This window comes from Pseudoalteromonas sp. APC 3495 (assembly GCF_030407645.1).
Taxonomy (GTDB): domain Bacteria; phylum Pseudomonadota; class Gammaproteobacteria; order Enterobacterales; family Alteromonadaceae; genus Pseudoalteromonas; species Pseudoalteromonas tetraodonis.
In genome coordinates this window covers 39585-62622 of the sequence record NZ_JASDDA010000021.1, presented here as the reverse complement: position 1 = coordinate 62622, position 23038 = coordinate 39585, and the positions used below count along the sequence as shown (strand labels likewise).

21 protein-coding genes are annotated in these 23038 nt (G+C 39.9%); 10 read left to right on the top strand and 11 right to left on the bottom strand.

Going from position 1 to position 23038, the window contains the following annotated elements; all coding sequences use genetic code 11:
* Positions 1-264: 264 nt before the first annotated feature.
* The 3 genes from acs (at position 265) to QL984_RS10400 (ending at position 4710) form a co-directional block, all read left to right on the top strand.
* Positions 265-2205: an acetate--CoA ligase gene (gene acs, locus QL984_RS10410; RefSeq protein WP_028833941.1), complete on the top strand. Its 1941-nt coding sequence runs from the start codon at positions 265-267 to the stop codon at positions 2203-2205.
* A gap of 92 nt (positions 2206-2297) precedes the next feature.
* On the top strand, positions 2298-2948 hold the full coding sequence (locus QL984_RS10405; protein WP_013465659.1) for a response regulator transcription factor: 651 nt from the start codon (positions 2298-2300) through the stop codon (positions 2946-2948).
* A gap of 154 nt (positions 2949-3102) precedes the next feature.
* Positions 3103-4710, top strand: coding sequence for an AbgT family transporter (locus QL984_RS10400; protein WP_028833942.1), 1608 nt, complete (start codon positions 3103-3105; stop codon positions 4708-4710).
* A gap of 71 nt (positions 4711-4781) precedes the next feature.
* On the opposite strand, the gene purU is transcribed toward QL984_RS10400, so the two are convergent.
* Positions 4782-5612, bottom strand: coding sequence for a formyltetrahydrofolate deformylase (gene purU / locus QL984_RS10395; RefSeq protein ID WP_013465657.1), 831 nt, complete (start codon positions 5610-5612; stop codon positions 4782-4784).
* Between the two features lie 401 nt (positions 5613-6013).
* On the opposite strand from purU, the gene QL984_RS10390 reads away from it, so the two are divergent.
* A complete protein-coding gene (locus QL984_RS10390; protein ID WP_024602336.1) occupies positions 6014-7681 on the top strand; it encodes a methyl-accepting chemotaxis protein in 1668 nt (555 codons plus the stop codon).
* Between the two features lie 299 nt (positions 7682-7980).
* Positions 7981-9333, top strand: a complete 1353-nt coding sequence (locus QL984_RS10385) for a magnesium transporter (protein ID WP_016899669.1) — start codon at positions 7981-7983, stop codon at positions 9331-9333.
* A gap of 124 nt (positions 9334-9457) precedes the next feature.
* Here QL984_RS10385 and QL984_RS10380 read toward each other — a convergent pair whose 3' ends face one another.
* From QL984_RS10380 to QL984_RS10350, 7 genes are all read right to left on the bottom strand, one after another.
* The gene (locus tag QL984_RS10380; RefSeq protein WP_024602337.1) at positions 9458-10453 is read right to left on the bottom strand and encodes a GGDEF domain-containing protein; all 996 of its coding nucleotides are present in this window, start codon (positions 10451-10453) and stop codon (positions 9458-9460) included.
* 181 nt (positions 10454-10634) lie between these two features.
* Positions 10635-11012, bottom strand: coding sequence for a DP-EP family protein (locus QL984_RS10375; RefSeq protein ID WP_016899671.1), 378 nt, complete (start codon positions 11010-11012; stop codon positions 10635-10637).
* Positions 11013-11035: 23 nt separating this feature from the next.
* The gene (locus QL984_RS10370; RefSeq protein WP_024602338.1) at positions 11036-14290 is read right to left on the bottom strand and encodes a winged helix-turn-helix domain-containing protein; all 3255 of its coding nucleotides are present in this window, start codon (positions 14288-14290) and stop codon (positions 11036-11038) included.
* 76 nt (positions 14291-14366) lie between these two features.
* Entirely contained in the window at positions 14367-15200 is an 834-nt protein-coding gene (locus QL984_RS10365; RefSeq protein ID WP_024602339.1) for a mechanosensitive ion channel family protein, read from the bottom strand.
* Positions 15201-15237: 37 nt separating this feature from the next.
* Positions 15238-15969, bottom strand: a complete 732-nt coding sequence (locus tag QL984_RS10360; RefSeq protein ID WP_013465650.1) for an LrgB family protein — start codon at positions 15967-15969, stop codon at positions 15238-15240.
* Complete coding sequence (locus QL984_RS10355) at positions 15962-16315, bottom strand: CidA/LrgA family protein (RefSeq protein WP_013465649.1); 354 nt, start codon at positions 16313-16315, stop codon at positions 15962-15964. Before QL984_RS10355 ends, QL984_RS10360 begins: the two co-directional genes overlap by 8 nt.
* Positions 16316-16398: 83 nt before the next feature.
* Positions 16399-17190: a crotonase/enoyl-CoA hydratase family protein gene (locus QL984_RS10350; protein ID WP_024602340.1), complete on the bottom strand. Its 792-nt coding sequence runs from the start codon at positions 17188-17190 to the stop codon at positions 16399-16401.
* Positions 17191-17480: 290 nt separating this feature from the next.
* Between QL984_RS10350 and QL984_RS10345 the strand changes: the two genes are divergently transcribed.
* The 3 genes from QL984_RS10345 to QL984_RS10335 are packed head-to-tail and all read left to right on the top strand — an operon-like array spanning position 17481 to position 19173.
* A complete protein-coding gene (locus QL984_RS10345) occupies positions 17481-17801 on the top strand; it encodes an HI1450 family dsDNA-mimic protein (protein ID WP_013465646.1) in 321 nt (106 codons plus the stop codon).
* Positions 17802-17847: 46 nt separating this feature from the next.
* Entirely contained in the window at positions 17848-18660 is an 813-nt protein-coding gene (locus tag QL984_RS10340) for a DUF481 domain-containing protein (protein WP_013465645.1), read from the top strand.
* Between the two features lie 27 nt (positions 18661-18687).
* Positions 18688-19173 (top strand): hypothetical protein, encoded by a 486-nt coding sequence (locus QL984_RS10335; RefSeq protein ID WP_013465644.1) that lies wholly within the window; start codon positions 18688-18690, stop codon positions 19171-19173.
* Between the two features lie 41 nt (positions 19174-19214).
* Here QL984_RS10335 and QL984_RS10330 read toward each other — a convergent pair whose 3' ends face one another.
* Both QL984_RS10330 and QL984_RS10325 read right to left on the bottom strand, forming a co-directional pair.
* The gene (locus QL984_RS10330) at positions 19215-19700 is read right to left on the bottom strand and encodes a peptidylprolyl isomerase (protein ID WP_013465643.1); all 486 of its coding nucleotides are present in this window, start codon (positions 19698-19700) and stop codon (positions 19215-19217) included.
* 11 nt (positions 19701-19711) lie between these two features.
* Positions 19712-20623: a folate-binding protein YgfZ gene (locus QL984_RS10325; protein WP_016899678.1), complete on the bottom strand. Its 912-nt coding sequence runs from the start codon at positions 20621-20623 to the stop codon at positions 19712-19714.
* Between the two features lie 152 nt (positions 20624-20775).
* On the opposite strand from QL984_RS10325, the gene QL984_RS10320 reads away from it, so the two are divergent.
* Complete coding sequence (locus QL984_RS10320; RefSeq protein ID WP_013465640.1) at positions 20776-21027, top strand: succinate dehydrogenase assembly factor 2; 252 nt, start codon at positions 20776-20778, stop codon at positions 21025-21027.
* 55 nt (positions 21028-21082) lie between these two features.
* Complete coding sequence (locus QL984_RS10315) at positions 21083-21439, top strand: hypothetical protein (protein ID WP_013465639.1); 357 nt, start codon at positions 21083-21085, stop codon at positions 21437-21439.
* On the opposite strand, the gene nadB is transcribed toward QL984_RS10315, so the two are convergent.
* Positions 21414-23024: an L-aspartate oxidase gene (gene nadB / locus QL984_RS10310; RefSeq protein WP_013465638.1), complete on the bottom strand. Its 1611-nt coding sequence runs from the start codon at positions 23022-23024 to the stop codon at positions 21414-21416. The two genes, QL984_RS10315 and nadB, sit on opposite strands and share 26 nt — an antisense overlap.
* Positions 23025-23038: the final 14 nt, after the last annotated feature.

Genomic DNA, 23038 nt, shown 5'->3' with positions numbered 1-23038 from the left:
AGTATTTAAGCTACTGTTGTATATGTACACAATTTACTCAATCAACTATTAGTCTATTAGACTAAGGTTTAATAAATATTAGTTGTTCATATTCTTTGCTTAAATAATGTGTATTTTTATGTATATCAAGTGTAACTAAGGGGATTATAGATAAGATAATAGCTGTTTGAACCTAGATACAACTAATGTCTAATATTTAATAGTGCACCGCTGAGTAATCCTTGATGAAAAGCCTAAGGCAAGTAATATAAATTGGAGACTAATATGTCACAAAGTATCTACCCAGTTCCTGCGCATATTAAAAACGCAGCGCTCGTCGATAATGAAAAATATAATACGATGTATAAACAGTCTGTAGAAGACCCTGAAGGGTTTTGGGCTGAGCACGGTAAGCGTCTTGACTGGTTTACTCCTTATTCAAAAGTAAAAAACACTTCATTTGATAAAGGCCATATTAATATCAAATGGTATGAAGATGGCTACCTTAATGCATCTTACAACTGTATCGACCGCCACTTAAAAACAAAAGCAGATAAAGTAGCGCTTATTTGGGAAGGCGATGATCCTTCGCAAAGTGAAAATATTACCTACCAACAATTACATGACGAAGTCGCTAAATTTGCCAATGGCTTAAAAAAATTGGGTGTAAAAAAAGGTGACCGTGTTGCCATTTATATGCCAATGAGCCCACAAGCTATTTATGCAATGCAAGCTTGTGCCCGTATAGGTGCGATTCATTCTGTTATATTCGGTGGCTTTTCACCATCGGCTATTGCAGATCGCATTAATGATTCAGGCGCTAAGGTGGTGATCACATCAGATGAAGGTCGACGCGCCGGTAACTGTGTACCGCTTAAAGCCAATGTTGATGAAGCGGTGTTACAAGATTCGGTAACTACCGTTGAGCATGTAGTTGTTCATAAACTGACCTCTGGCGATGTTGATTGGCATAGCCATGATATTTGGTGGCATGACTTAGTTGCTGATGAAGCACCCGAGTGTGAGCCTGAGCGCATGAACGCTGAAGACCCATTGTTTATTTTATATACCTCAGGTTCTACGGGGCAGCCTAAAGGTGTGGTACATACCACTGGTGGTTATTTAGTGTATTCATCAATGACTCATGAATATGTTTTTGACTTACAAGAAGATGATATTTTTTGGTGTAGTGCCGATGTGGGCTGGATCACAGGTCACAGTTATATTGCTTATGGCCCGCTTGTTAATGGGTGTACGCAAGTCGTATTCGAAGGTGTGCCAACTTACCCAACAGCAGGGCGTATGGGTGAAGTTGTTGATAAACATAACGTTACTATTTTATACACCGCACCTACTGCTATTCGAGCGCTTATGGCCAAAGGAGATGAGCCAATTGCCAGTTCAAATCGAGATAGCCTGCGTATTTTAGGTTCAGTAGGAGAGCCAATTAACCCCGAAGCGTGGACGTGGTACTACGAAAAAATTGGTAAATCTAACTGCCCAATCGTTGATACCTGGTGGCAAACTGAAACTGGCGGCATTATGATTGCGCCTCTTCCAGGTGCAACTGATATGAAACCAGGCTCTGCAACTCGTCCATTTTTTGGTATTGCACCGGCGTTATTTGATGCTGAGGGTAATACATTAGAGGGCGCTGTTGAAGGAAACCTAGTTATTTTAGATAGCTGGCCTTCGCAAGCACGAACTGTTTATGGCGATCACGAGCGCTTTGAGCAAACTTATTTTAGTGCTTACCCGGGTGTTTACTTCACCGGTGACGGTTGTCGTCGTGATGAAGACGGAGATTACTGGATCACAGGGCGTGTGGATGATGTGCTTAATGTATCTGGGCATCGTTTAGGTACTGCTGAAATTGAAAGTGCTTTAGTTGCTCATGAAGCCGTAGCTGAAGCTGCAGTTGTCGGTTACCCGCACGATATTAAAGGCCAAGGCATATATGTTTACATTACACCTAACGAGGGTGTAACGGTGAGTGATGAGCTAACAAAAGAGATCCGTAATTGGGTACGTAAAGAGCTTAGCCCTATTGCATCACCCGATATGATCCAATGGTCGCCAGGGTTACCAAAAACTCGCTCAGGCAAAATTATGCGTCGTATTTTACGTAAAATTGCTGCAAATGAGTATCAACAGCTTGGTGATACGTCGACACTCGCCGATCCGTCAGTCGTTGATGAGCTAGTAGAAAATCGATTAAATCGTTAATTTCGCGTTAAAAGCTTGATTAGAAGTTGATTCTAAACGTAGTATATCGGCTGTTGTCTATCGGATAGCAGCCGAATTTTTGGGAGTGAACAATGAGTCAGTTTTTAATAGCGGACGATCATCCGTTATTTCGCGAAGCATTAAAGGGCGCTTTGAGCGCAAAATTTGCAGGTTTAGAGGTTTTTGAATCGGCCGATTTTGATAGCACATTGAAAGTGTTAAGCGAACAAGAAGATCTTGATATATTACTACTAGATTTACACATGCCAGGTAACGGTGACTTGTACGGATTAATCCGTATTCGTGAAGATTATCCGAGTTTACCGATTGCGGTGGTTTCGGGTAGTGAAGATGTAAATATTGTTTCTAAGGTAATGGGTTATGGCGCTATGGGGTTTATTCCCAAATCATCTTCATCGGATGATATTGCTAATGCAATAAACCAAATACTTGAAGGCGACACTTGGCTGCCAACCGAACTAAAAAGTAAGGTAGCTGAAATAGAAGGCGAAGATAGGGAAATTGCCGCACAAGTTGCATCACTTACTCCACAGCAATACCGTGTATTACAATATTTGCACGAAGGCTTACTTAATAAACAAATAGCTTACGAATTGCATATTTCAGAAGCCACAGTCAAAGCACACATTACTGCCATATTTAGAAAACTCGGTGTTTATAACCGAACTCAAGCTGTTTTAATTGCCGCAAAATTACAACTAGAACCCATAGAGCAAGTTTAAACAGGTTAAATTAGAGGCGAGAGCCTCTTTTTTGCAACTCAAGCATGCGAAACCATTCAGTTACTATGACATAACAAGTCATTCATCTTTATTACATGACCTGCTGGGTAAATAATGCTAGGTTACGGGCATTTTGTAATTAAGAGAGCATGGTATGTCAGACTCAATAGACTCACCAAACACATCCCAAGATGAAAATCAGGTCGCAAAGAACGGCTGGTTTAATCGATTTTTAGCCACTGTAGAATTTTTAGGGAACATGCTTCCCCACCCAATTACGTTATTTGCATTGTTTTGTATTGCCATTATTTTATTTAGTGGTGTTGCCGATTGGTTTGGACTCAGCGCTATTGATCCACGGCCTGAGGGCTCTGCTGGGCGCGATCCAGATGGTGTTATTGAAGTAGTAAGCTTACTCAGTGCAGAAGGCTTACAACGTATTGTAACGGGGCTGGTGACTAACTTTACTAGCTTTGCGCCATTAGGGACGGTATTAGTTGCGCTATTAGGTGTGAGTGTAGCTGAGCATTCAGGGCTATTGTCTGCCGCTATGCGTGGCATGGTAATGGGGGCATCAAAACGCTTAGTGACCTTTATGGTGGTGTTTGCCGCTATATTATCAAATACAGCTTCTGAGCTTGGCTATGTGGTATTGATTCCGCTAGCGGCAATGATATTTCATAGCTTAGGTCGTCATCCGCTTGCCGGTCTTGCTGCGGCATTTGCTGGGGTATCTGGTGGTTACAGTGCTAATTTATTATTGGGTACTATCGATCCGTTACTAGCCGGTATTACCACGCCAGCTGCACAAATGATTGACCCAACATACCAAGTAGGCGCAGAAGCAAACTGGTATTTCATGATGATATCGGTATTTTTAATTGCCATATTAGGCACGCTAGTTACTGAGAAAATTGTAGAGCCGCGATTAGGCAAATATAACCCAGACGAAGCCAGTGAAGATTTAGCTCAAAACAACATTGCCGGTTTAACTGACAAAGAAAAGTCGGGCTTAAAATGGGCTGGATTCTCATTACTTGTTGTTTCATTACTACTCGCGTGGACAGTTGTACCCGCAGACGGTATTTTACGTAACCCAGAAACAGGCCTAGTTGCTCACTCGCCGTTTTTAAAAGGGATTGTGGTTTTTATTTTTGTCACCTTTGGTATTCCAGGTTTTGTGTATGGCCGCGTTGTTGGCACCATGAAAAATGATAAAGACGTGATTAACGCCATGAGCAAAAGTATGAGCTCTATGGGAATGTACATTGTATTAGTCTTTTTTGCTGCGCAATTTGTGGCATTTTTTAAGTGGACTAACTTAGGTACTATTTTAGCCATTAATGGCGCTGCATTATTACAGGCACTTAGCCTAACGGGGCCGGAAGTATTTGTGCTGTTTATTTTAATGTGTGCTTTAGTGAACTTAACGCTAGGCTCATCGTCAGCGCAGTGGGCAGTAACAGCCCCTATTTTTGTTCCTATGCTGATGCTTATAGGTTATGCCCCCGAGACAATTCAAGCAGCTTATCGTATTGGTGATTCGGTAACTAACTTAATTACCCCGATGATGAGTTACTTTGGCTTGATCCTCGCGGTTGCCACTAAATACAAAAAAGACATGGGAATAGGTACTTTGGTAGCGACTATGTTGCCATATAGTATTATTTTCTTTGTTGGTTGGGTGGTGCTGTTTTACTTATGGGTATTTGTTTTAGGTATGCCAGTAGGCCCTGGGGCACCAACGTATTACACACCCTAACTAAGTAAGGTTTAATATTTACTTAAAAAATGCCAGCTTATTAGCTGGCATTTTTATTTAAAAAGTAAAAATTATGAAAATACGACGGTTTTATTGCCATTAATAAATAGCTTATGTTCTGATGCTAGTTGCAATGCTTTACAAAACACTGTTTTTTCCACGTCTTTACCCATTTTAGCCATCATTTCAGCCGTATTAGCATGAGTTACACTCGATACGTCTTGTAAAATAATAGGGCCTTCATCTAGCTCATTATTTACAAAGTGAGCCGTGGCACCAATAATTTTTACACCGCGCTCAAACGCCTGATGATACGGTTTAGCACCAATAAAAGCCGGTAAAAATGAGTGATGAATATTGATGATTTTACCCTCAAATCGACCAACAAACTCAGGGCTTAAAATACGCATGTATTTAGCTAACCCAATAATGTCAGGGTTATAGCTGGCAATTAAGTCACCGACTTTTTCGTCGTGCTCACTGCGCGTAAGTCCTTCATGAGAAACCACATGAAAAGGAATATCAAATCCCTTAACCAAAGGCTCTAATGTAGGATAATTGGCAATCACGGCAAGTATCTCTATGTTTAGGGTTTGTTCAAATTGTTTTAACAACATGCCGCCTAAACAGTGGGCTTCTTTTGTGGCTAATAAAACAACTTTGGTCTTTTCTTCACCGTGTAGCGCCACTTTTGCACCTGCGGGTAATACTTCGCGCAGCTGTGCTAAAAACTCAGTGTGGGGTTCGCCAGTGAGTTCAGTGCGCATAAAAAAGCGCTGTGCATCTTTATCTACAAACTCGTTATTACGAATAATGTTTAAGTTATGTCTGTGACACAGTCCGGTAATTTTGGCGATTAAGCCAATATCATCGGCGCATTGGGTGGTTAGTATGTAACTCATTTTCCTCATTCTTACCCAGTAGTTAGTTGCTTCATTATTTGCGTTTTAACTCAGAAAGCAAGACCTTTGTGTGATGCCCAATATTTAATTTCATTAAAGCTAAAATAGCGTTAGTCAGGTTAATTTAGCTTTAAGGAAGTTTAACAAGCTGTGTACTGGCTATTTGAAAGGCTAAATTGGTTTTGGTTCTTTATTACTGCTTATATACTATCGTCTAGTTATAAAGTGTTTTTTAGTGTGTTTTACTATTGTAAGAGTGTATTAGATTGCTAAACGATCTCGTTTGTGCTTAATTTGTATACAGGTATGCGTTGTATAGTAATGCAAACAATGAAATTTTTTAGCTAACGGGCTACAAAATAAAAAGAGCTTGATGGCTTGTAATGTTAATTGGAGAAATAATGGGTAATTTAAGCTTAAAAAACAAATTGCTACTGTTGGCTGTTTTACCATTAATTGTATTGCTAATCAGTTTTATGGCGGGTTCATATTATTTAGAGAAGCAAAATCAGCAGCAATACTTTAATGAATTCAAAACCAAACTAATAGCAGATAAACAAACGCTGCTAAAAACAGAAATTGAAATTGGTTCTCAAATAGTGCAATACCAATTAGCACAAGGTAATGAACAAGACGCAAAAAATGCGCTAAGGGATTTAAAATTTGGCGAAGATGGCTATTATTTTATTTACGATACCGATGGCGTGAGTGTTTTTCATGCATTGTTAGGCGATGCAATTGAAGGGCAAAATAAAATAGACATGACCGACCCAAACGGTAAAAAAATAGTGGTTGGTTTACTAGAGCAAGCTCGTAAAGGGGGTGGGTCTTTTACCTATCACTTTCAAAAACCCAACACGACGGGTTTGATTGAAAAAATAGGGTATGCAGCCATGATCCCAGGTACTAACTGGATGATTGGTACGGGTACTTATATGGATGACATTGAGGCTGAACTAGTTAAATACCAAGCAACCATGGCTGAGCATTTAACTGAAAAAATGACCACCTTATTTTTAATATCACTTCTGCTACTTGGTTTAGCAGCCGTGGGTGCCTTATATGCAGCGAGTAATATGGTTAAACCAATACATCGAATGGTACAAAGTTTAGATGACATAGCCAAAGGTGAAGGTGATTTAACCAGAAGATTAGTGATTGACACCCATGATGAAATTGGTCAACTAGGTGAATCGTTTAATCTGTTTGTTAGTAAGCTGCATAGTATTATTTCGGGCGTGGTCGATGTGACGAGCGATGTTAAAACGGCCTCATCAGATATCAATACGCAAACCTTATTAATTGAAGATAAATTATTGAAACATAACCATGAAACTGAACTAGTAGTCACCGCTATTACTGAAATGTCAGCAACCTCGCATGAAGTGGCACAAAATACCACACAAGTTGCGGTATCAACGCAGGCAGCAACAAAAGAAGTGGCCAATGCGCAAGATTGTGTGGATGTTTCACTCAGTGAAGTTTCAAACTTAATGGGCGAAATTAACCAAGCCGCTGAGCAAGTAAACTCGTTAAGTGAACAGTCTAAAAAGATTAATAGCGTGTTGAGTGTTATTGGGGGTATTGCTGAGCAAACGAACTTACTGGCATTAAACGCCGCTATTGAGGCTGCACGAGCGGGTGAGCAAGGTCGTGGTTTTGCCGTTGTAGCTGATGAAGTAAGAAGCTTAGCAAGCCGTACTCAAGATAGCACATTAGAAATTAATGAAATGCTTAGCGAATTACATAACTTAGTCACTGCGGCTGTAGGAGCCATGCAAGCGAGTCAACAAAGCTGTAACCGCTCTGTAGAGTCTTCACGCGCTATATCTGAAAGTTTAGGTGCGGTTACTACATCGGTAACAACAATTAACGATATGAGTACACAAATTGCCACCGCAGCTACTGAGCAAAGTAGCGTTACAGAAGAGATAAACCGTAACGTGTATGCAATTCAAGAAATTGTGAATGAATTAACGCAATCGAGTAAAACGACTTCTTCGGTAAGTCAGCACTTAGCGGGACGAGGTCAAAACTTAGGTGATTTAGTTGGTCAGTTTAAAATATAAATAACACTTAGCTATTAATTGCTTTTGGAAGCCGTGACTTATTTAGTTACGGCTTTTTTTTGCTTTATTTTTAGCTAAAGCGCAATAGTTTATAGCCTGCTACATCCATAAATATTTAACAGCACAGCGATTTTTTAATATTTTTATTAGCGACTAATGTACACTATAAGGGTCTGTTGACCTTTTTGGATTGAAACATGTTCAACCTCGAAAGATAAACAGATCCTAGCTAATCTCATTAATAAGTACTTACTTATTACAGTAAATTTATAGTGAAACGACTATTTTAGGGTTTTTAAATGATAGAGTATCCGGTTGATCAGTTACCACAACTCATAAATGACTTATTGCAGTGTGATACCACTGAGCGCAAAAATAAATTACTTATAGATGCTCAGCAAACTTTATCAACTGAGCACTTATCTTTATTGTTTGAGGCGATCCCTAAAGAGCAGCGTCTTGAAATTTGGCATTTATTAGATGAAGACACGCAGCACGAAATTTTTGTTAATTTAAGTGAAGATAGCTGTTTATGGTTACTACAAACACTAGATGACAGTGCCGGATTTAAATTATTAGACGAAGTAAATGTTGAAGAGCTACTTGAGTTAGAAGAAGTTATTCCACAACGTTTTATTGATTACGCTAAAAAACAACTCGATGAAGCACAAACTAAGCAATACGAACTGGCTCAGCAATATACACCAGAGCAATTAGGTCACTGGATTGGGTTTGATTTTTTAAAGGTGTCAGACAAACTCACTGCGGGTGGCGCTAAAAAGCTGCTACACAAAGGCTTACCGCAATACAGCGAAGTTATTTATTTGGTGAGCCGTAAAGGTAGCTTAATCGGTGAAGTTGCGGTTAATGATCTGATAAAAGCGCATGATAACGAGAGTTTAATGACGTTAGCTAATCATGACTTTACCTCATTGCACGCAGACCATGATTTATATGAAGCCGCTGAAGTGGTTATTCATAGCGAGAAAATGGCCATGCCAGTGGTTAATGCCGATAACAAATTAATAGGGCGTTTAACCATTGCATCAGCTTATGAATTACGTCAAGAAATAGCCGACGAAGCGGCAGCAAAGGCCGGTGGTTTACGAGAAGACGAGGACTTATTTGCCAGTGTTCGTAAAAGTGCTAAAAACCGTGGTATTTGGTTAGGTATCAACTTAGCAACGGCATTTTTAGCCTCGTGGTTTATCGGTTTGTTTGGCGCAACTATAGAGCAAGTGGTTGCACTTGCGGTATTAATGCCTGTAGTGGCGTCAATGGGCGGTATTGCCGGTAGCCAAACCTTAACGGTTATTGTACGAGGACTGGCTCTGGGTCAGGTTACTGACTCAAACCGAAACGCATTACTTAAAAAAGAGTTGCGAGTAGGGGCGGTAAATGGCTTGGTGTGGGCATTAGTGATTGGTTTGCTAACCTTTGTATGGTTTAACGATATTATGCTCAGTATAACCATTACTGTGGCAATATTACTTAACTTAGTGGCAGCATCGTTGGCGGGCGTAGTGATCCCCTCTATTTTAGATAAAATGAAAATTGACCCTGCGTTGTCGGGTTCAGTGATTTTAACCACAGTCACTGATATTGTCGGCTTTGTGACCTTTTTAGGGTTAGGTAGTTTGTTATTACTGTAATTTTTATATAAAGATTAATCTCTTATCTACAGCATTTAAAATTAATCTAAACGCCAGTAAAGTAACTCAATTTAGTGGCTTTTAGGGTAGATATAGCGCCATGGAATGGCCTTTAATTTAAACTTTAAACAACAGTACTTATTTTATTTCTACCTTCGGTTTTTGCGCGGTACAAAGCCGTGTCTGCGGCGTACAACAGCGCCTCGTAGGTACGGTATTGACTATTGTGCTCACAGGCAATCCCTTGGCTCACACTAACTTTAACCTCTGGTGGCAGGCCTATATCTGTAAATGTCATCGCATTAATTTGTTGTTGTACATGCTTGGCAACAATCGTTGCACTTTTTATATCGCAACGCGGTAAAATAATAGCAAACTCCTCACCGCCATATCTCGCTGCCAAACACTCTCTTGACGGGATACAATGCAAAAGCATTTTTGCAATTTTTTGTAAGCATTTATCACCTTTAATATGCCCATAGGTGTCGTTGAATTTTTTAAAGTGATCTACATCAATCAATATGCTGGTTAGAGGTTGTTGGCTTTGAATACTTTCTTGCCAGTATTTTTTTAGTGACTCATCTAAAGCTAAACGATTAGCGAGCCCAGTTAAGTGATCGGTTGAAGCTTGTATTTTTAAACGGTTGTACATCGCTTTATGCGTACTGAGATCATGAAGTATGCAAACGTATAATTTTTGCGCCGATGCAATACTTTTTGGCATACTAGATATTGATAAGTCTGCTTCAATAATATCACCATTCGCTTTATTTATTTTTATTTCATTTGGGCCAAAGCTAAGGGAAGTATCTTTAATGTCTATCCAATTTAATAACGTCTGTTTATATTTATCAAGGTCTGCACCGTGTAAAAACGACAGTAAATTTTCGCCTATTAGAGATTGCTGAGAGTAACCTAATAGCTGTGCTGCTTTTGGGTTTGCAAACTCAAAACCACCGTGCTCATTAAGTACAAAAATGCCTTCGGCGGTGCCGTTAAATAATTCAATTAAAGCGCCAAATTGGGTATGAGAAAAAGGACTCGATAAAGCGCAATCGAAGGGGAGTGCTTTATCGTTTTTAACCGCTGGAGTCTCTTTTTTATTAATTTGTTTAGACACGTTTTAGCCTTAGCATGATACAGACGTTTTTGATGTCTACAAATTTACATAAAAAAGTGCAATTAAACCTTTCGGTAATCTTCTGCTTTTAAGTTTTTGATTAATAGTATTTTTTATTATGCACAGGCGTTAAAGGCCTGTGCAATTTGGAAAACAAAAATTAAATATTAAGCGTTGTTTATTAATTTTTGTCTTTATTTTCAATTTGTGGGTCGGCGCTTTCATAGGCTTTACCATTGCACTCAACATTAAATATTAAACACACAGTGCCATTATTTTCATCTGTGTCTGTGATGGTGATTGATTGGCCATCATCATTGATTTCTGATTTAAAATCACCAGCACAGTCGCCTTCTTTATCAGTGATAGTGGCTCCGGTGAATAAAAAACCTTTAGCAAGTGTTGCTTCATTTAAGCTATAAATACCTGCGGTTTCAGTTCTGACAACGCCACCGCCAGAGACTTCTTTGTTATCTTTAAAGTATGTAAAATTGGCGTTGTCGTTACTGTCTAATTCAATATTTACAGTAAAGTTAATTTGTTCTTGAGAGCTATCCATATTATTTCCTTTTGTATTCGTGGTTATAGTTTAAAGTGAGTAATGCCTAATTTAACTAGACTTGCTTTTATTTTGGGGATTTCGTTTGCTCTATTTAAGCAGGTGTATGCCTGTAACAGCGGGTGCGTTACGTGAACGCTTTGGTTTATTTTTACTGTTTCAGCAATGGCTTTAAGCGCATTTAAGCAAAATTGCTCTCGCTGTACGGTATTTTCAGCTAATTTAGCTTTAAGTAAATTTATATTCGTAAAGTCTACATTATCACCACTCTTTGCTTTATTAGCTATGTACTGTTGGTAGCTTGTATCACTTTCAAGGGCTGTTAAAAACTCATATGCTTTAAGTGGTGACTGTCTATCAATAAAGTACTGTATAAGGATCAATTGAGTATTAATTGCAAAGTTATTTTTAAAGCCCTGCACTTTCAAAAAGTTAATAATATCCTTAACTCGGTTATCAATGTTTTTATTAGGTGAAAGCATTAGCTGGTGGGCTAAAAAACGATAATAAGAATGTTGAATGTCTTTACTTTTTGGATCTTGCAATCGTGCGGTATTAACTGTTTTTGTGGCTTGCTGTGCTTTTTTGTAGGCTGGTTGTTTATTTGGCAGGTAGCTCAAAAGGTAGCTTTGTTGAATATAAGTATAAGCTAAACTGCTTGATAAACTGGCATCATCTGGATATTCAATTAATAAACTTTTTAACTCATTAGATGCATTTTCATACATGGTTAATGCGGCATTAAAGTTACCTAGCCTTTCTTCTGTCTTTGCCAGCCAACTGATGGTATCGGCTTTATCGCGCAGTAAGTTTTTGTTGCTGGGTTTAAGCTCAAGGGCTTCATTTTTAAGGGCGAGCGACTTTGTAAAGCGTTGTTTCGCGGCAGTGTAGTTAAATTGCTTTAAATACAAAGAGCCCAGCGAATTATGCGAATACGATAGCTCCATAATCGAGTTAAAACCATTCGGTGCTAATGAATACATTTTCTCGCTGTAGGCATGATATTTTTTAAATAATGGCTCAGTAGCAGCGTAATCACTTTTATCATAATGAAGCTGACCGAGCCAAAAGGCATTGGCACCGGCAAGCGTTAATAGCTCTAAATTATCTGGTTGTATTTTTAATAGTGCTTCAAGGCGAATGCGGGCGTTTTCAAAGGCAGTGAAGGCCTCAATGGTTTTACCGCGAGAATAGGCCACTTCGCCCATAGCCTCAAGAGTTTGTGCATATTGAAAGCGGTTGTTAAATTCGGCTTTTTGGTCGTTAAAACTAAAAAGAGAGCTGGGCTCATCTGCTTGATTGGTAAAATACTCAAGTGCTTTATTACTAATGCCATCGAGCAAATCCATACGCTTAACGCTGCGCAGTTTATCGGCAAAGTCACCGACCATAAAGCCAAGTAGGCTTTCGGCCTCTTGGCGCTTTTGCTGTGCAAGTTGCTGCGCTTGAAAACTGGTAACACTCATAAATAGGGCAACACAGGTAAGTAAGCAAAGCAGAGCGACCGTGCCGCGTTTTATGATTGTTTTTGTTTTACTGTGTTTAAGAGAGCTGGTTATAAGCGCGCGTTCGTCATTGTCTAGTTTGAATATATTGTCGTTTAATAACGTGAGCGCTTCTTGCAATGGTTTACCCGGTGCTAATAGGTAAGCGCTACTTTTATGTTCATTAAGCCACTGTTGCGTGTGGTGGTGCAAACGGCTTTTAATAGCAAGGGCGTCTTTATGATCGTTTATCCACTGTTTGGCACGTGGCCATTGGCGTAATAATGCCTCGTGGGCAAGGCTAAAGCAGGCTTCTTGGTTTTGTAAGTGCGATACAAATAAGCGACTGTCGACCATGGCTTGTACAAGCTCTTTTTGGCTGGTGTTGGTTAATGCTTGTAAGCGGGCCGCACGGCTAGTAATGGTTTTACCATCTGGGTTTAGCGTCACTAACTGCGATAATACGCTTTTTAGTTGCTGTTGTTGTTTTGCGCTCAGCCCAATAAAAACATCTTCTGCCTTTTTACCAATAGCGCCTTCAATACCGCCGAGTTTTTCATACACGCTGTGCAATAACTCATTATTTTCACTGCGCTGTAAATACAGCTCTTGCAGTGTGTATTGCAACATGGGCAGGGCATCAGGGTTGTTGGCGGTATCTGCAAAGAGTATTTCATCCAGCGGAGTTTTGGTTTGCGGGTCGTGTGAGAACGTTAAATTAGCGGTTAATGCCGGCAAGCGAATAATTTGTTGTAGTTCCTGGCGGTTGGGCGGGGTTAAATCATAATGGGCGCCGTTCGCTTTTGCGGCCATAAGGCTGGGTTGCTCTACCACTAAAGGGTAAAAGTCGTTACGACACGCACTAAATACGATCACCGCTTTAGAGGTGGCTAAACGTTCAATAATCGATAAAAAATGACTTCGGGTGTTGGGACTAAATAGTGGCGATGAAAGCAGCACCTCTAAGCGGTCTATAAACAAAAAAAACTGCGGTGTGTTTAGCTTTGTATTTGCCTTACTGATTGCAGTTTGTAACGTGTTTATCACTTCGTCAATTGTGTGCTCTAATTGCTGCGCCAGTGTTTGCGAGCTTAATCCTTCAAATACGGGTTGTTGGTTTATATCCCAATCAAGCATGGCTGAGGCTAAATCTAAATACAGTCTAGTTTGATGCACATCTGCAAAGTCGAGCTGAGTGTATGAAACAACGCCAATACCATCATAACCGCGCTCATCAAGTAGCTTTGGTAAAATACCCGCATTGACTAACGACGATTTACCCGTACCACTTGGGCCAAGTATTAAGCAAAAAGCACGGCCAGATTTTACTTGGTTTGATACGTTTTCGAGTAAGGTGGTGATGGCTTGGTTACGACCAAAAAATAAATGGGTATCGGTTGGGTTATACGCGCTTAAACCTAAAAAAGGAGAACCACCTTGCCACGTGTTTATAGAGCTTGATGTATCTTCTGCAAATGGAAATTCAAGTTTTGCAATAATACGGTAGCCGCGTTTACGAATGGTTTCTATGTATAGCGGGGAGCTTGCCTTATCACCCAGTGCTTTTCGCAGTTGTGTGATGGTTTTATGCAGTGGGTTATCGCCTACTTCAATGTTTTGCCAGCACTGATTGAGTAATTCGTCACTGGTGACAATTTCGCCCTTTTGTAAGCAAAGATATAATAATACATCCATTGCTTTAGGTTCTAATTGCGTTACTTTTTCAGCACATTGTATACAATTGCTGGCAGGTGTTACCTGCCAGTCGCCTAGATAAAAAGGTGATTGATGCATAAGGACTCGTTATTATTTTATTTGTAAGCACGCTTAATTAATTTAATATGATTTAAAATCATATTAAGGTTTTTATTTATTTTAGGTCGCTTTTATTAAGCGTAACAATGCGTTGTGGAAACGGAATTTCAATATTGGCATCGTTAATCGCTTTATACACACCGCCATTTATAGCGAGTTTAGTTTCAATAATTTTAGTGGTGGGCACCCAATAACGATAACTAATGGTGACGCCGCTATCAGCAAAACGTTCTATACCAATTTGTGCATTGGGTTGTTTAGCTACGAGTTCGTGATTGACTAATACGTTTTCAATAAGGCTTATCGCAGTATCACTACAGGCACTGTAGGCTATGTCTATTTCACCTTTTACCAGTGAATAATTAAATGAGTTATGTAGAATTTCGCCAACAATATGTTTGTTAGGAATGGTTATTTCTACTTTTTCTTCATTAATTAATACGGTGTGCCCCAGCTCAATTATTTTTACTTGGCCACTAACGCCTTTTACTTCTATGGTATCGCCAACCACAAATGGCCGCGTAGCAATAATAGCAAGACCCGCACCATAGTTAGAAAGCATGCCTTGTAACGCTAAGCCTGCGCCCAATGAGGCGGCACCTATTGCAGCTACGAATGGGGTCACACTAATGCCAATTTTACCAAGCGCAATAATGATCACCATAATGATCAGCAGTACTTTTACAACATTACTGACAAAATTAGTCAGGGTGATATCAATGTTGTGGCGGGTCATTAAGTTTGCTACAACTTCGGCGAGCTTTTTAGCGACCCACAGGCCAACGAGTAGAATAAAAATAGCGCCCACTATTTGCATACTGTAGGTAACTAAATACTCGGTAAGTAGGGCGTAGTACTTTTCAAATTGCTGAATTTCGGAACTGATCATGCTGGGCTCTATTTTTAGCGATACTGTTATCCGCTTACTATAACAAAGTGTTAACTAAAATTGGATATAATAGTGGTACTATCACTGCGGTTAATAATGCACTGAGTGCCATAGCCACTGATGAAAATGCGCCTATTTTTGGGTGTTCGGCAATAGCTGCCGCGGTACCAATTGCATGGCACGCGGTACCGATTGCAATTCCTTGTGCCTCAAAGTTATAAATCTTAACTAATTTGAGCAATATAAAGCCAAATAAAGCCCCCAATAAACCAATAAAAATAACCATGGCAGCGGCAAGTGAGCTAATTCCTCCTAATGAGTCAGTAACCAGCAGTGTAATAGGGGTTGTTACACTGAGTGCCGCAACAGAGGCGCTCAATTGTGAGGGCACAGCAAATAAAATACTTAATACAAAAGCCACTAGTGTGGCGTTAACAATACCTATACTGCAAGTAGCGACAATTAATAGTAAGTTTTTACGTACGTGCATAAATTGCTGATAAAGCGGCAAGGCTAAAGCAACTATGGCCGGCTCTAATAGCCAACTTAGTAACTGACTATGTGAGGCAAATTGTGAATAAGGTAATTTAAGGTTAACTAACAGTAGGGCAATAATGCCAATGCTTAAAAAAACAGGGTTGGTTAATGACTTTAAAATACTCTGGTTTATTTTAAGATTAACCGCTCTTAGCGCAATAAAGAGAATAATAATAAATGGCACGGTTAACCACCATAGGCTGGGGTTTATGCTAGTGGTTAAGTTAGTCATTATTAGCTCTGCCTTTAAAGTAGCCCACTAGGCTTGCCACTAAAATTAAACTACTGAGTGGGACTAATAAGATGACCGCAGTTAAGAAAGGCCAATGTGATTTAATCAGCCCTAAATGTTCTATAAAACCGACGCCTGCAGGAATAAAGAAAATAGGCATTACATTCAAAATAGGTGATGCGCAGGGGGCGAGTTGATGTTCTTTAACTATGCCTAATAACAGTAACGTTAGCAGCAAAACCATGGCGAGTAGAGGAGCAGGAAAACTTGCATCAAGAAGATGCATAATGAATTTGCTTGTTGCCAAGCACAATAAAATAATTGCGCTACTTAGTAGGTATTTCATTAATTTGGCTCACTAGAATAGAGGAGCCTAACTTTAACAAATAACGCTGTTTTATGCATTGTGCCTTAGTATTACCATCAATGTTACCAGCGCTTGGCGTTTGTAAACTCAATATCAGATTTCCCTTTAGCTTTAGCAATGGCTTTTTTAGTATTAGGGTTGATCAGTAAGCGAATTTGGCTCCATGTTTCTTTAGCGAGTATTTTTCGAGCAGGAGCTTTATAGCTTTGTTGAGTTACACGCTTTATTGCGGCTAATGTGTCAGGTGAGCGCGCTAGCAGTGTATCAAGCATCTCTTTAGTTGCTTTATCTGTATCGTCGGTTATTTTGGTTACTAAACCTAGTTCAAAAGCATGTTGTGCGTTTATTGGATTTGCGTGACTTGCTAACCAAAGCGCTTGGTCGCGTTTTACTAAGCCTGAAAGCATAACATTAGCGCCCATATCTGGGCATAACCCCCAGCGCGCTTCCATAATGGCGAGTTTGGCATCGTGGTGAACAATCCGGTAATCGGCACCCAGTGCTATTTGCAATCCACCCCCAAGGCAATTTCCGTTTATTTTGGCAATAACAGGCACACTCAATGATTGCCAACCAAGTACTACTTTTTGCGCTAAATTTTGATTACCAGGAAGCCATTTAAATAGGAGTTTTATAATATTCATTGGCGAGGCCATAACCGCGTTAATATCAAGCCCTGCACAAAAGTGTTCGCCTTCACCGGTTAATACAACCGCACGAATATTGGCATCTTTTTTAATATTTTTAATCACCTTGTTAAGCTCAATAAACATAGTAAAGCTTAAGGCATTTTGTTTTTCTACTCGATTTAATGTGACGGTGGCAATGCCCTGTTTTTTTTCTAGTTTTATCATCTTGCACTCCTCTGACCTGTTACTTGAGCTTATGTTTTTATTTGTGCTAAGTAAAGTGGGTGAAGATGAATAAAAAACAAAGTGAATTTTTTAATGCAATTGCGGTCTGTTATCTTTCAAGGCAAATTTAATCTTTAAAAGTCAACAGACCCTAATGCTAACCAATCCATTAATATCTATAAGTATTAGGTAAAAGTAAAAAAGTCAGTATTTAACGTGTTTTTTTTATCAAAACACTAACAACTTTTGATATTATGGCGCCAACTTAAAAGCTCAGAGGTTAACCACTCATGTCAGGTCCACGTTTATTTACGGTAGAAGAAGCAACCCATCAAGCTTATGATATTTTTTTGGAGCTGGCTCCCAACAACCTGAGTGATAAAGATGTTGAAGAATTTAACCTGCATCGTGAAGAACTTGGCTTTATTGAAGAAGATGAGCCCGATGAACAGTGGCAAGATTTTGTTGCACTAGAAATAGAGCCTGAGCATTTTATTCAAGTATTAGTGGGCCTTGAGTTTGATAACGAAGACGTCTTATTTGCGAAAATTTTAATTAGCCGTGATAAAGACGCGCCTTTTTGCCATATTTTATGGAAAGAAAGTGAATAACTTTTTCGGCCCCTTTTCATTATTACCATTTGCAAGAGAATGTATTTTGCGAAAGTACGTTGTATTACTGCTTTTATTATTTAGCTCCTACAGCTGGGCAGTGGATCCCTTTGAAGATTTTCATCAATATGGGGAGCTCTCCGATGAAGAAATTCATGAGCTACACAAAGGCGAAGTACTTTATGGTGATACCGAGTTTGGTTTTATTTTAAGTAAAGGTAATACCAACTCAACCAGTTTTAAACTCAAAGGTAATCTTTACCAAGATTTTGAAAACTGGCGTAATCAATTCAAAATAGATTCCTTATACAAACGTGACGAAAATGAAGAAACGGGCCAGTCGGATGTTACGGCTAATCGCGTGTTTGTTTCTGCGCAGGGTAACTATAAAGTTGGTGTTAAAAATTCGTCTTTCTTTATTTATGGCGATTATGAAGAGGATGAATTTAGCGGTCTGGATTTTAAAAGTACGGTGGCAACCGGCTATGGTGCACGTATTTATCAAGGGGTTAAAAACAAAGTAGATATAGATATTGGCCCTGGTTTATATCGCTCCGTTGCTGATGATGAGTCAACAATAAGCGAAGACGATAAAGACAAAATGGGTTACTTGTTACGTATTGCCATGCAATGGGAGCGATTAGTATCTAAGCGCACCCGATTTAACCAAGACATTAGTATAGAGCAGTCTTTATCTGGGCTTAACTCACGGTTAAAGTCAGAAACCGCCTTAATTAGCCAAGTGGTTGGGGCTGTATCGCTCAAGTTTGCTTATATGTACCGTTATAACTCTAAGCCTGAAGAAGATAAGCTTAAATATGATTCAGAGCTCAGCGCAACGTTAGTATACAGTTTTTAATTTTTTAACTTTTTAATTGAGAGTGTTATGTATCAGCATAAGCAGTATGCGGTATTTATATTTGTAGTATTGGCATGGATAGGTGGTTTTGTTGCACTTGCATGGAATTTAATGGGTGCCGATGTGCCGTTAATGGTATTTGCAGGTATTTTATTGCTGGTGGGTTTTTTATTTCATGGTTTAACCATTAAAGTTGATGAAGCCCATATTAGCTGGGCATTTGGTCCAGGCGTTGCGGGTCAAAAATTAGCACTAGAGGACATAGTTGACGTAAAAGCAGTACAAAACTCATACCGTCACGGTATTGGTATTCGCATTACACATGATGGTTGGATTTATTCAGTATCAGGCTTTAGTGCCGTGCAATTAACGCTTAAAGATGGCAGCCAATACCGCTTAGGGACTAATGACCAAGCAGGATTAGTTGCTGCGCTTGAAGATAAAATAACCCCTGGCGAAGCACCTGCAGCAGAGCCTCAAGTTAAATTACGTACGCATAATAATATGCTATAAAAAAAGCGCCTGAGGCGCTTTTTTTATTACTGGGTTAGGGTTTAGTGATCGTGACCACAACCGCCTTCACCATGTACATGGCCATGCTCAAGCTCTTCAGCCGTTGCATCGCGTACTTCTAAAATCTCTACATCAAAATTGAGCGTAATACCAGCGAGTGGGTTGTTACCATCAACAATCACTTCTTCGTCTTGAATATCGATGATCATGACTGACTGGTCGCCGTCATCGGTGGTTGCACGAAATTGCATGCCCACTTCAATGTCCATGCCTTCAAACATTGATTTTGGCACGGCTTGCATGAGGTGATCATGACGCTCACCGTAACCTTCTTCAGGTTCAACTTTTACACTTAGTGTATCGCCAGCTTGTTTGCCTTGCAGCGCGTTTTCAAGTCCTGAGATCAGGTAACCCGTACCAACGATAAAAATTAATGGCTCACCGCCAAATGAGTTATCAATGGTATTGCCGTCATTATCTAGTACAGAGTAATGCATTTTTACCACTTTATTTGCTGCAACGATCATAGTCATTCCTATTATTCATCTTCAAGAGAGTAAGGTAGAGGCAGAATGTTTAGCTCTACCGAAGGGGTATGTTTTGCACGAAGAACCTGAGCGGTGTCAGTATCGTTTGGCAACACAACTAAGCCAGTTAAAGTGTGTGTTTTTTCATTAAAGCTTTGCGCAATAAGTTTGCCCGCGCGGCGCCAGTTTTCACCTAACTGGGTTTCGATATCGGGTGCATCGAGCAATCCTTCACTTTGCCCTGTAACGATATACATGGCACGTTTATTTTTACCTAAGTATTTCATACGTGCGACGGTTTCTTGGCCGGTGTAGCAACCCTTTTTAAAACTGATGCCATTGATGGCTTGAAGGTTAACCATTTGCGGCACATATTCATCAATTGCATCAACGCTTAACTGAGGCTCACCAGCTAGCAGTGAGGCCTGTTGCCACATAGCGTCGTTGTCGAGGGTAGATACTTCATCAGGTAAGCAAAATTGGCTATCAACCATAAGTAAAACGCGGTTTGGCGCAAGTTTAAGGGCTTTGCCGTTAGCAAAGTCGCATGCTGTGGCATCGTCACTAAAGTGAATATCAAGTTGCGTAAGCAAATCAGTTAGGTCATCACCTAATAAACCAATTAATCGCTCTGGGGCTTTATTAATTTCAACTTTTGCAAATACAGCGTATTTTTTTAACTCAGCCAGTGAGCGTTCTACTTCAGCACTTGATCCGGTTAAATAATAGTTTTGCTGGTAAGAAAATAGCTTAAATACACCCCACAGCTTACCTTTTGCGCTACAGTGACCTGTCCACAAAAAGTTGTTGTTGTTGATTTTATTGAGATCTTGAGTGATTTGTCCGTGTAGGTAAGATAATTTATCTGTGCCTGAGAGGCTAATAACCTGATGTGATAAAGGACATGCATAAACCAGAGACATAAACACCTTCTTTGCAATAACAAATGAAACCACATAATAACGTAGTTAAAGCCGATGGTACAGCCACCAACAAGCGTTGTTTTTTTATAATTTAGTGCTGTTAAATTAACGTGCATTTGTTAAACTCGAATTAATTAAATATGAGGTTTAAAATGGTTGAAATACATAGTAAAGCACGTATCCGTTGGGCTTGCCGCCGTGGCATGTTAGAACTAGATGTTTTGTTTATGCCGTTTGTTGAAGAAGCTTATGATTCGTTAGATGCTAAACAGCAGGCGACTTTTCAGCGCTTATTAACACAAGAAGACCCAGATTTATTTGCTTGGTTTATGGGCCATGAAAAATGTAAAGACGTTGAGCTAAACAGTATGGTTGAGCTAATTTTAGACCGAGTTCGTGTATAGGTTTACCGTCACAAATAATCAGACAGACCACAAACAGATTGTGGTCTTTTTTTGTGTGCTAACTTTAATATTATGCTTATTTACCACTTCTATTTTGGCAACTCTTTTTTGCATTGCGCTTAATATCGTTGCTGGCATTATCGTTTGGCGAAAAATCGTGGCTGCTCAGCCAGAGCAGGGCGTTATATTATTAGAGCCAAATCAATTTCGTTTTGAGAATGAAAAGCTGCTAATTCAAGGGGTTATTGGTAAGCAAAGCCGATTACTTGGTCGCAGTGTGTGGTTGTATATTAATGGCTTTAGTGAAAACTATTGGCTGATTATCTCAGCCAATAGTGTTGATGAGCAAAGCTATGCGCGTTTAAAACGGGCAACACTTGCGGCAATTAATTGCGCTTTGGAGTCAAAATAGTTGGCGTTGGATTTTCGTTTTGCTCTGGGTAGTCAATGGTAAAGTGCAGTCCGCGACTTTCTTTACGTTCCATAGCACTTCTAATTATAAGCTCGGCTACTTGAACTAAGTTACGTAACTCAAGTAAGTTATTACTCACTCTAAAGTTCGCGTAGTAATCGTGGATTTCTTGCTGTAATAGTTCAACACGATGAAGCGCGCGTTCAAGTCGTTTGGTTGAGCGCACAATCCCAACATAATCCCACATAAATAATCGCAGCTCATGCCAGTTATGGGTGATCACGATTTCTTCATCTGAGTTAGATACGCGGCTTTCATCCCAACTAGGTAACTCAACCAGTGCAGGAGCGGTCTCTATTTTACTCAAAATGTCTTTTGCTGCTGCATGGGCAAATACAATGCACTCTAATAATGAGTTACTTGCCATACGGTTAGCACCGTGCAGCCCAGTGTAAGCCACTTCACCTACAGCGTATAAATTAGCTAAGTCGGTTTTGCCATTAAAGTCGGTCATAACGCCGCCACAGGTATAATGCGCAGCAGGGACAACAGGAATTGCCTCCTTGGTGATATCAAGCCCTACGCTTAAACATTTGGCGTAAATCGTTGGGAAGTGTTCAATAATAAAATCTTTGTCTTTGTGGCTAATATCTAAATATAAGCAATTTGCACCAAGGCGCTTCATTTCAAAATCGATAGCGCGCGCGACTATGTCGCGCGGGGCGAGTTCTTCTCGCTCATCAAACTCTTTCATGAATCGCGTGCCATCTGGGCGTTTTAAATAGGCTCCCTCACCACGCATTGCTTCGGTAATTAAAAAGTTTTGCAACTCAGGGTGATAAAGACTGGTTGGATGAAATTGATTAAATTCCATATTAGCAACGCGACACCCTGCACGCCATGCCATGGCAATACCATCACCGCTAGAAACATCAGGGTTAGAGGTATAAAGGTATACTTTACTTGCGCCACCCGTTGCTAGGGCAACAAATTTTGCGCCAATTGTTTCTACTTTTTTGGCTTTTTTATTCCACACATACATGCCATGAACATGTGAACCCGTTTTGCCGATACTTTTATCGGTAATTAAATCAATCGCGTTGTAATGCTCTAACAAGGTGATATTGCTATGCGCTTGAACTTGGCTAATCAAGGTTGTTTGCACAGCTTTGCCTGTGGCATCGGCTGCATGCAAAATGCGTCGGTGGCTATGCCCACCTTCACGAGTTAAATGAAAGCGCTCTTTACCTTTGCTATCAAACTCCATATCAAAAGGCACGCCTTGGTCAATCAGCCATTGCAGGCAGTCATGAGCATTGCTGGCAGTGTAATGAACCGCCTCTCTGTCGCATAAACCGCCACCGGCGTCTAAGGTATCTTCAACGTGAGACTCTATACTGTCATTTTTTTTATCAAAAACAGCGGCAATTCCGCCTTGGGCATAAAGAGTAGAACCTTCGGTTAATTCACCTTTACTAATTACGGTAACGTTACAGTAATTAGCCAAAGATAAAGCAAGTGATAAGCCTGCTGCGCCGCTACCAATAATAGCGACATCGGTAATGTGATGTTTATTTTGGTTCATCTGTGAGGTACTTT

Bases quoted from the DNA above. Each gene is read 5' to 3' on its own strand.
- acs (WP_028833941.1), top strand. From the start codon at position 265: ATGTCACAAAGTATCTACCCAGTTCCTGCGCATATTAAAAACGCAGCG.
- QL984_RS10405 (WP_013465659.1), top strand. From the start codon at position 2,298: ATGAGTCAGTTTTTAATAGCGGACGATCATCCGTTATTTCGCGAAGCA.
- QL984_RS10400 (WP_028833942.1), top strand. From the start codon at position 3,103: ATGTCAGACTCAATAGACTCACCAAACACATCCCAAGATGAAAATCAG.
- purU (WP_013465657.1), bottom strand. From the start codon at position 5,612: ATGAGTTACATACTAACCACCCAATGCGCCGATGATATTGGCTTAATC.
- QL984_RS10390 (WP_024602336.1), top strand. From the start codon at position 6,014: ATGGGTAATTTAAGCTTAAAAAACAAATTGCTACTGTTGGCTGTTTTA.
- QL984_RS10385 (WP_016899669.1), top strand. From the start codon at position 7,981: ATGATAGAGTATCCGGTTGATCAGTTACCACAACTCATAAATGACTTA.
- QL984_RS10375 (WP_016899671.1), bottom strand. From the start codon at position 11,012: ATGGATAGCTCTCAAGAACAAATTAACTTTACTGTAAATATTGAATTA.
- QL984_RS10370 (WP_024602338.1), bottom strand. From the start codon at position 14,290: ATGCATCAATCACCTTTTTATCTAGGCGACTGGCAGGTAACACCTGCC.
- QL984_RS10365 (WP_024602339.1), bottom strand. From the start codon at position 15,200: ATGATCAGTTCCGAAATTCAGCAATTTGAAAAGTACTACGCCCTACTT.
- QL984_RS10360 (WP_013465650.1), bottom strand. From the start codon at position 15,969: ATGACTAACTTAACCACTAGCATAAACCCCAGCCTATGGTGGTTAACC.
- QL984_RS10355 (WP_013465649.1), bottom strand. From the start codon at position 16,315: ATGAAATACCTACTAAGTAGCGCAATTATTTTATTGTGCTTGGCAACA.
- QL984_RS10350 (WP_024602340.1), bottom strand. From the start codon at position 17,190: ATGATAAAACTAGAAAAAAAACAGGGCATTGCCACCGTCACATTAAAT.
- QL984_RS10345 (WP_013465646.1), top strand. From the start codon at position 17,481: ATGTCAGGTCCACGTTTATTTACGGTAGAAGAAGCAACCCATCAAGCT.
- QL984_RS10335 (WP_013465644.1), top strand. From the start codon at position 18,688: ATGTATCAGCATAAGCAGTATGCGGTATTTATATTTGTAGTATTGGCA.
- QL984_RS10330 (WP_013465643.1), bottom strand. From the start codon at position 19,700: ATGATCGTTGCAGCAAATAAAGTGGTAAAAATGCATTACTCTGTACTA.
- QL984_RS10325 (WP_016899678.1), bottom strand. From the start codon at position 20,623: ATGTCTCTGGTTTATGCATGTCCTTTATCACATCAGGTTATTAGCCTC.
- QL984_RS10320 (WP_013465640.1), top strand. From the start codon at position 20,776: ATGGTTGAAATACATAGTAAAGCACGTATCCGTTGGGCTTGCCGCCGT.
- nadB (WP_013465638.1), bottom strand. From the start codon at position 23,024: ATGAACCAAAATAAACATCACATTACCGATGTCGCTATTATTGGTAGC.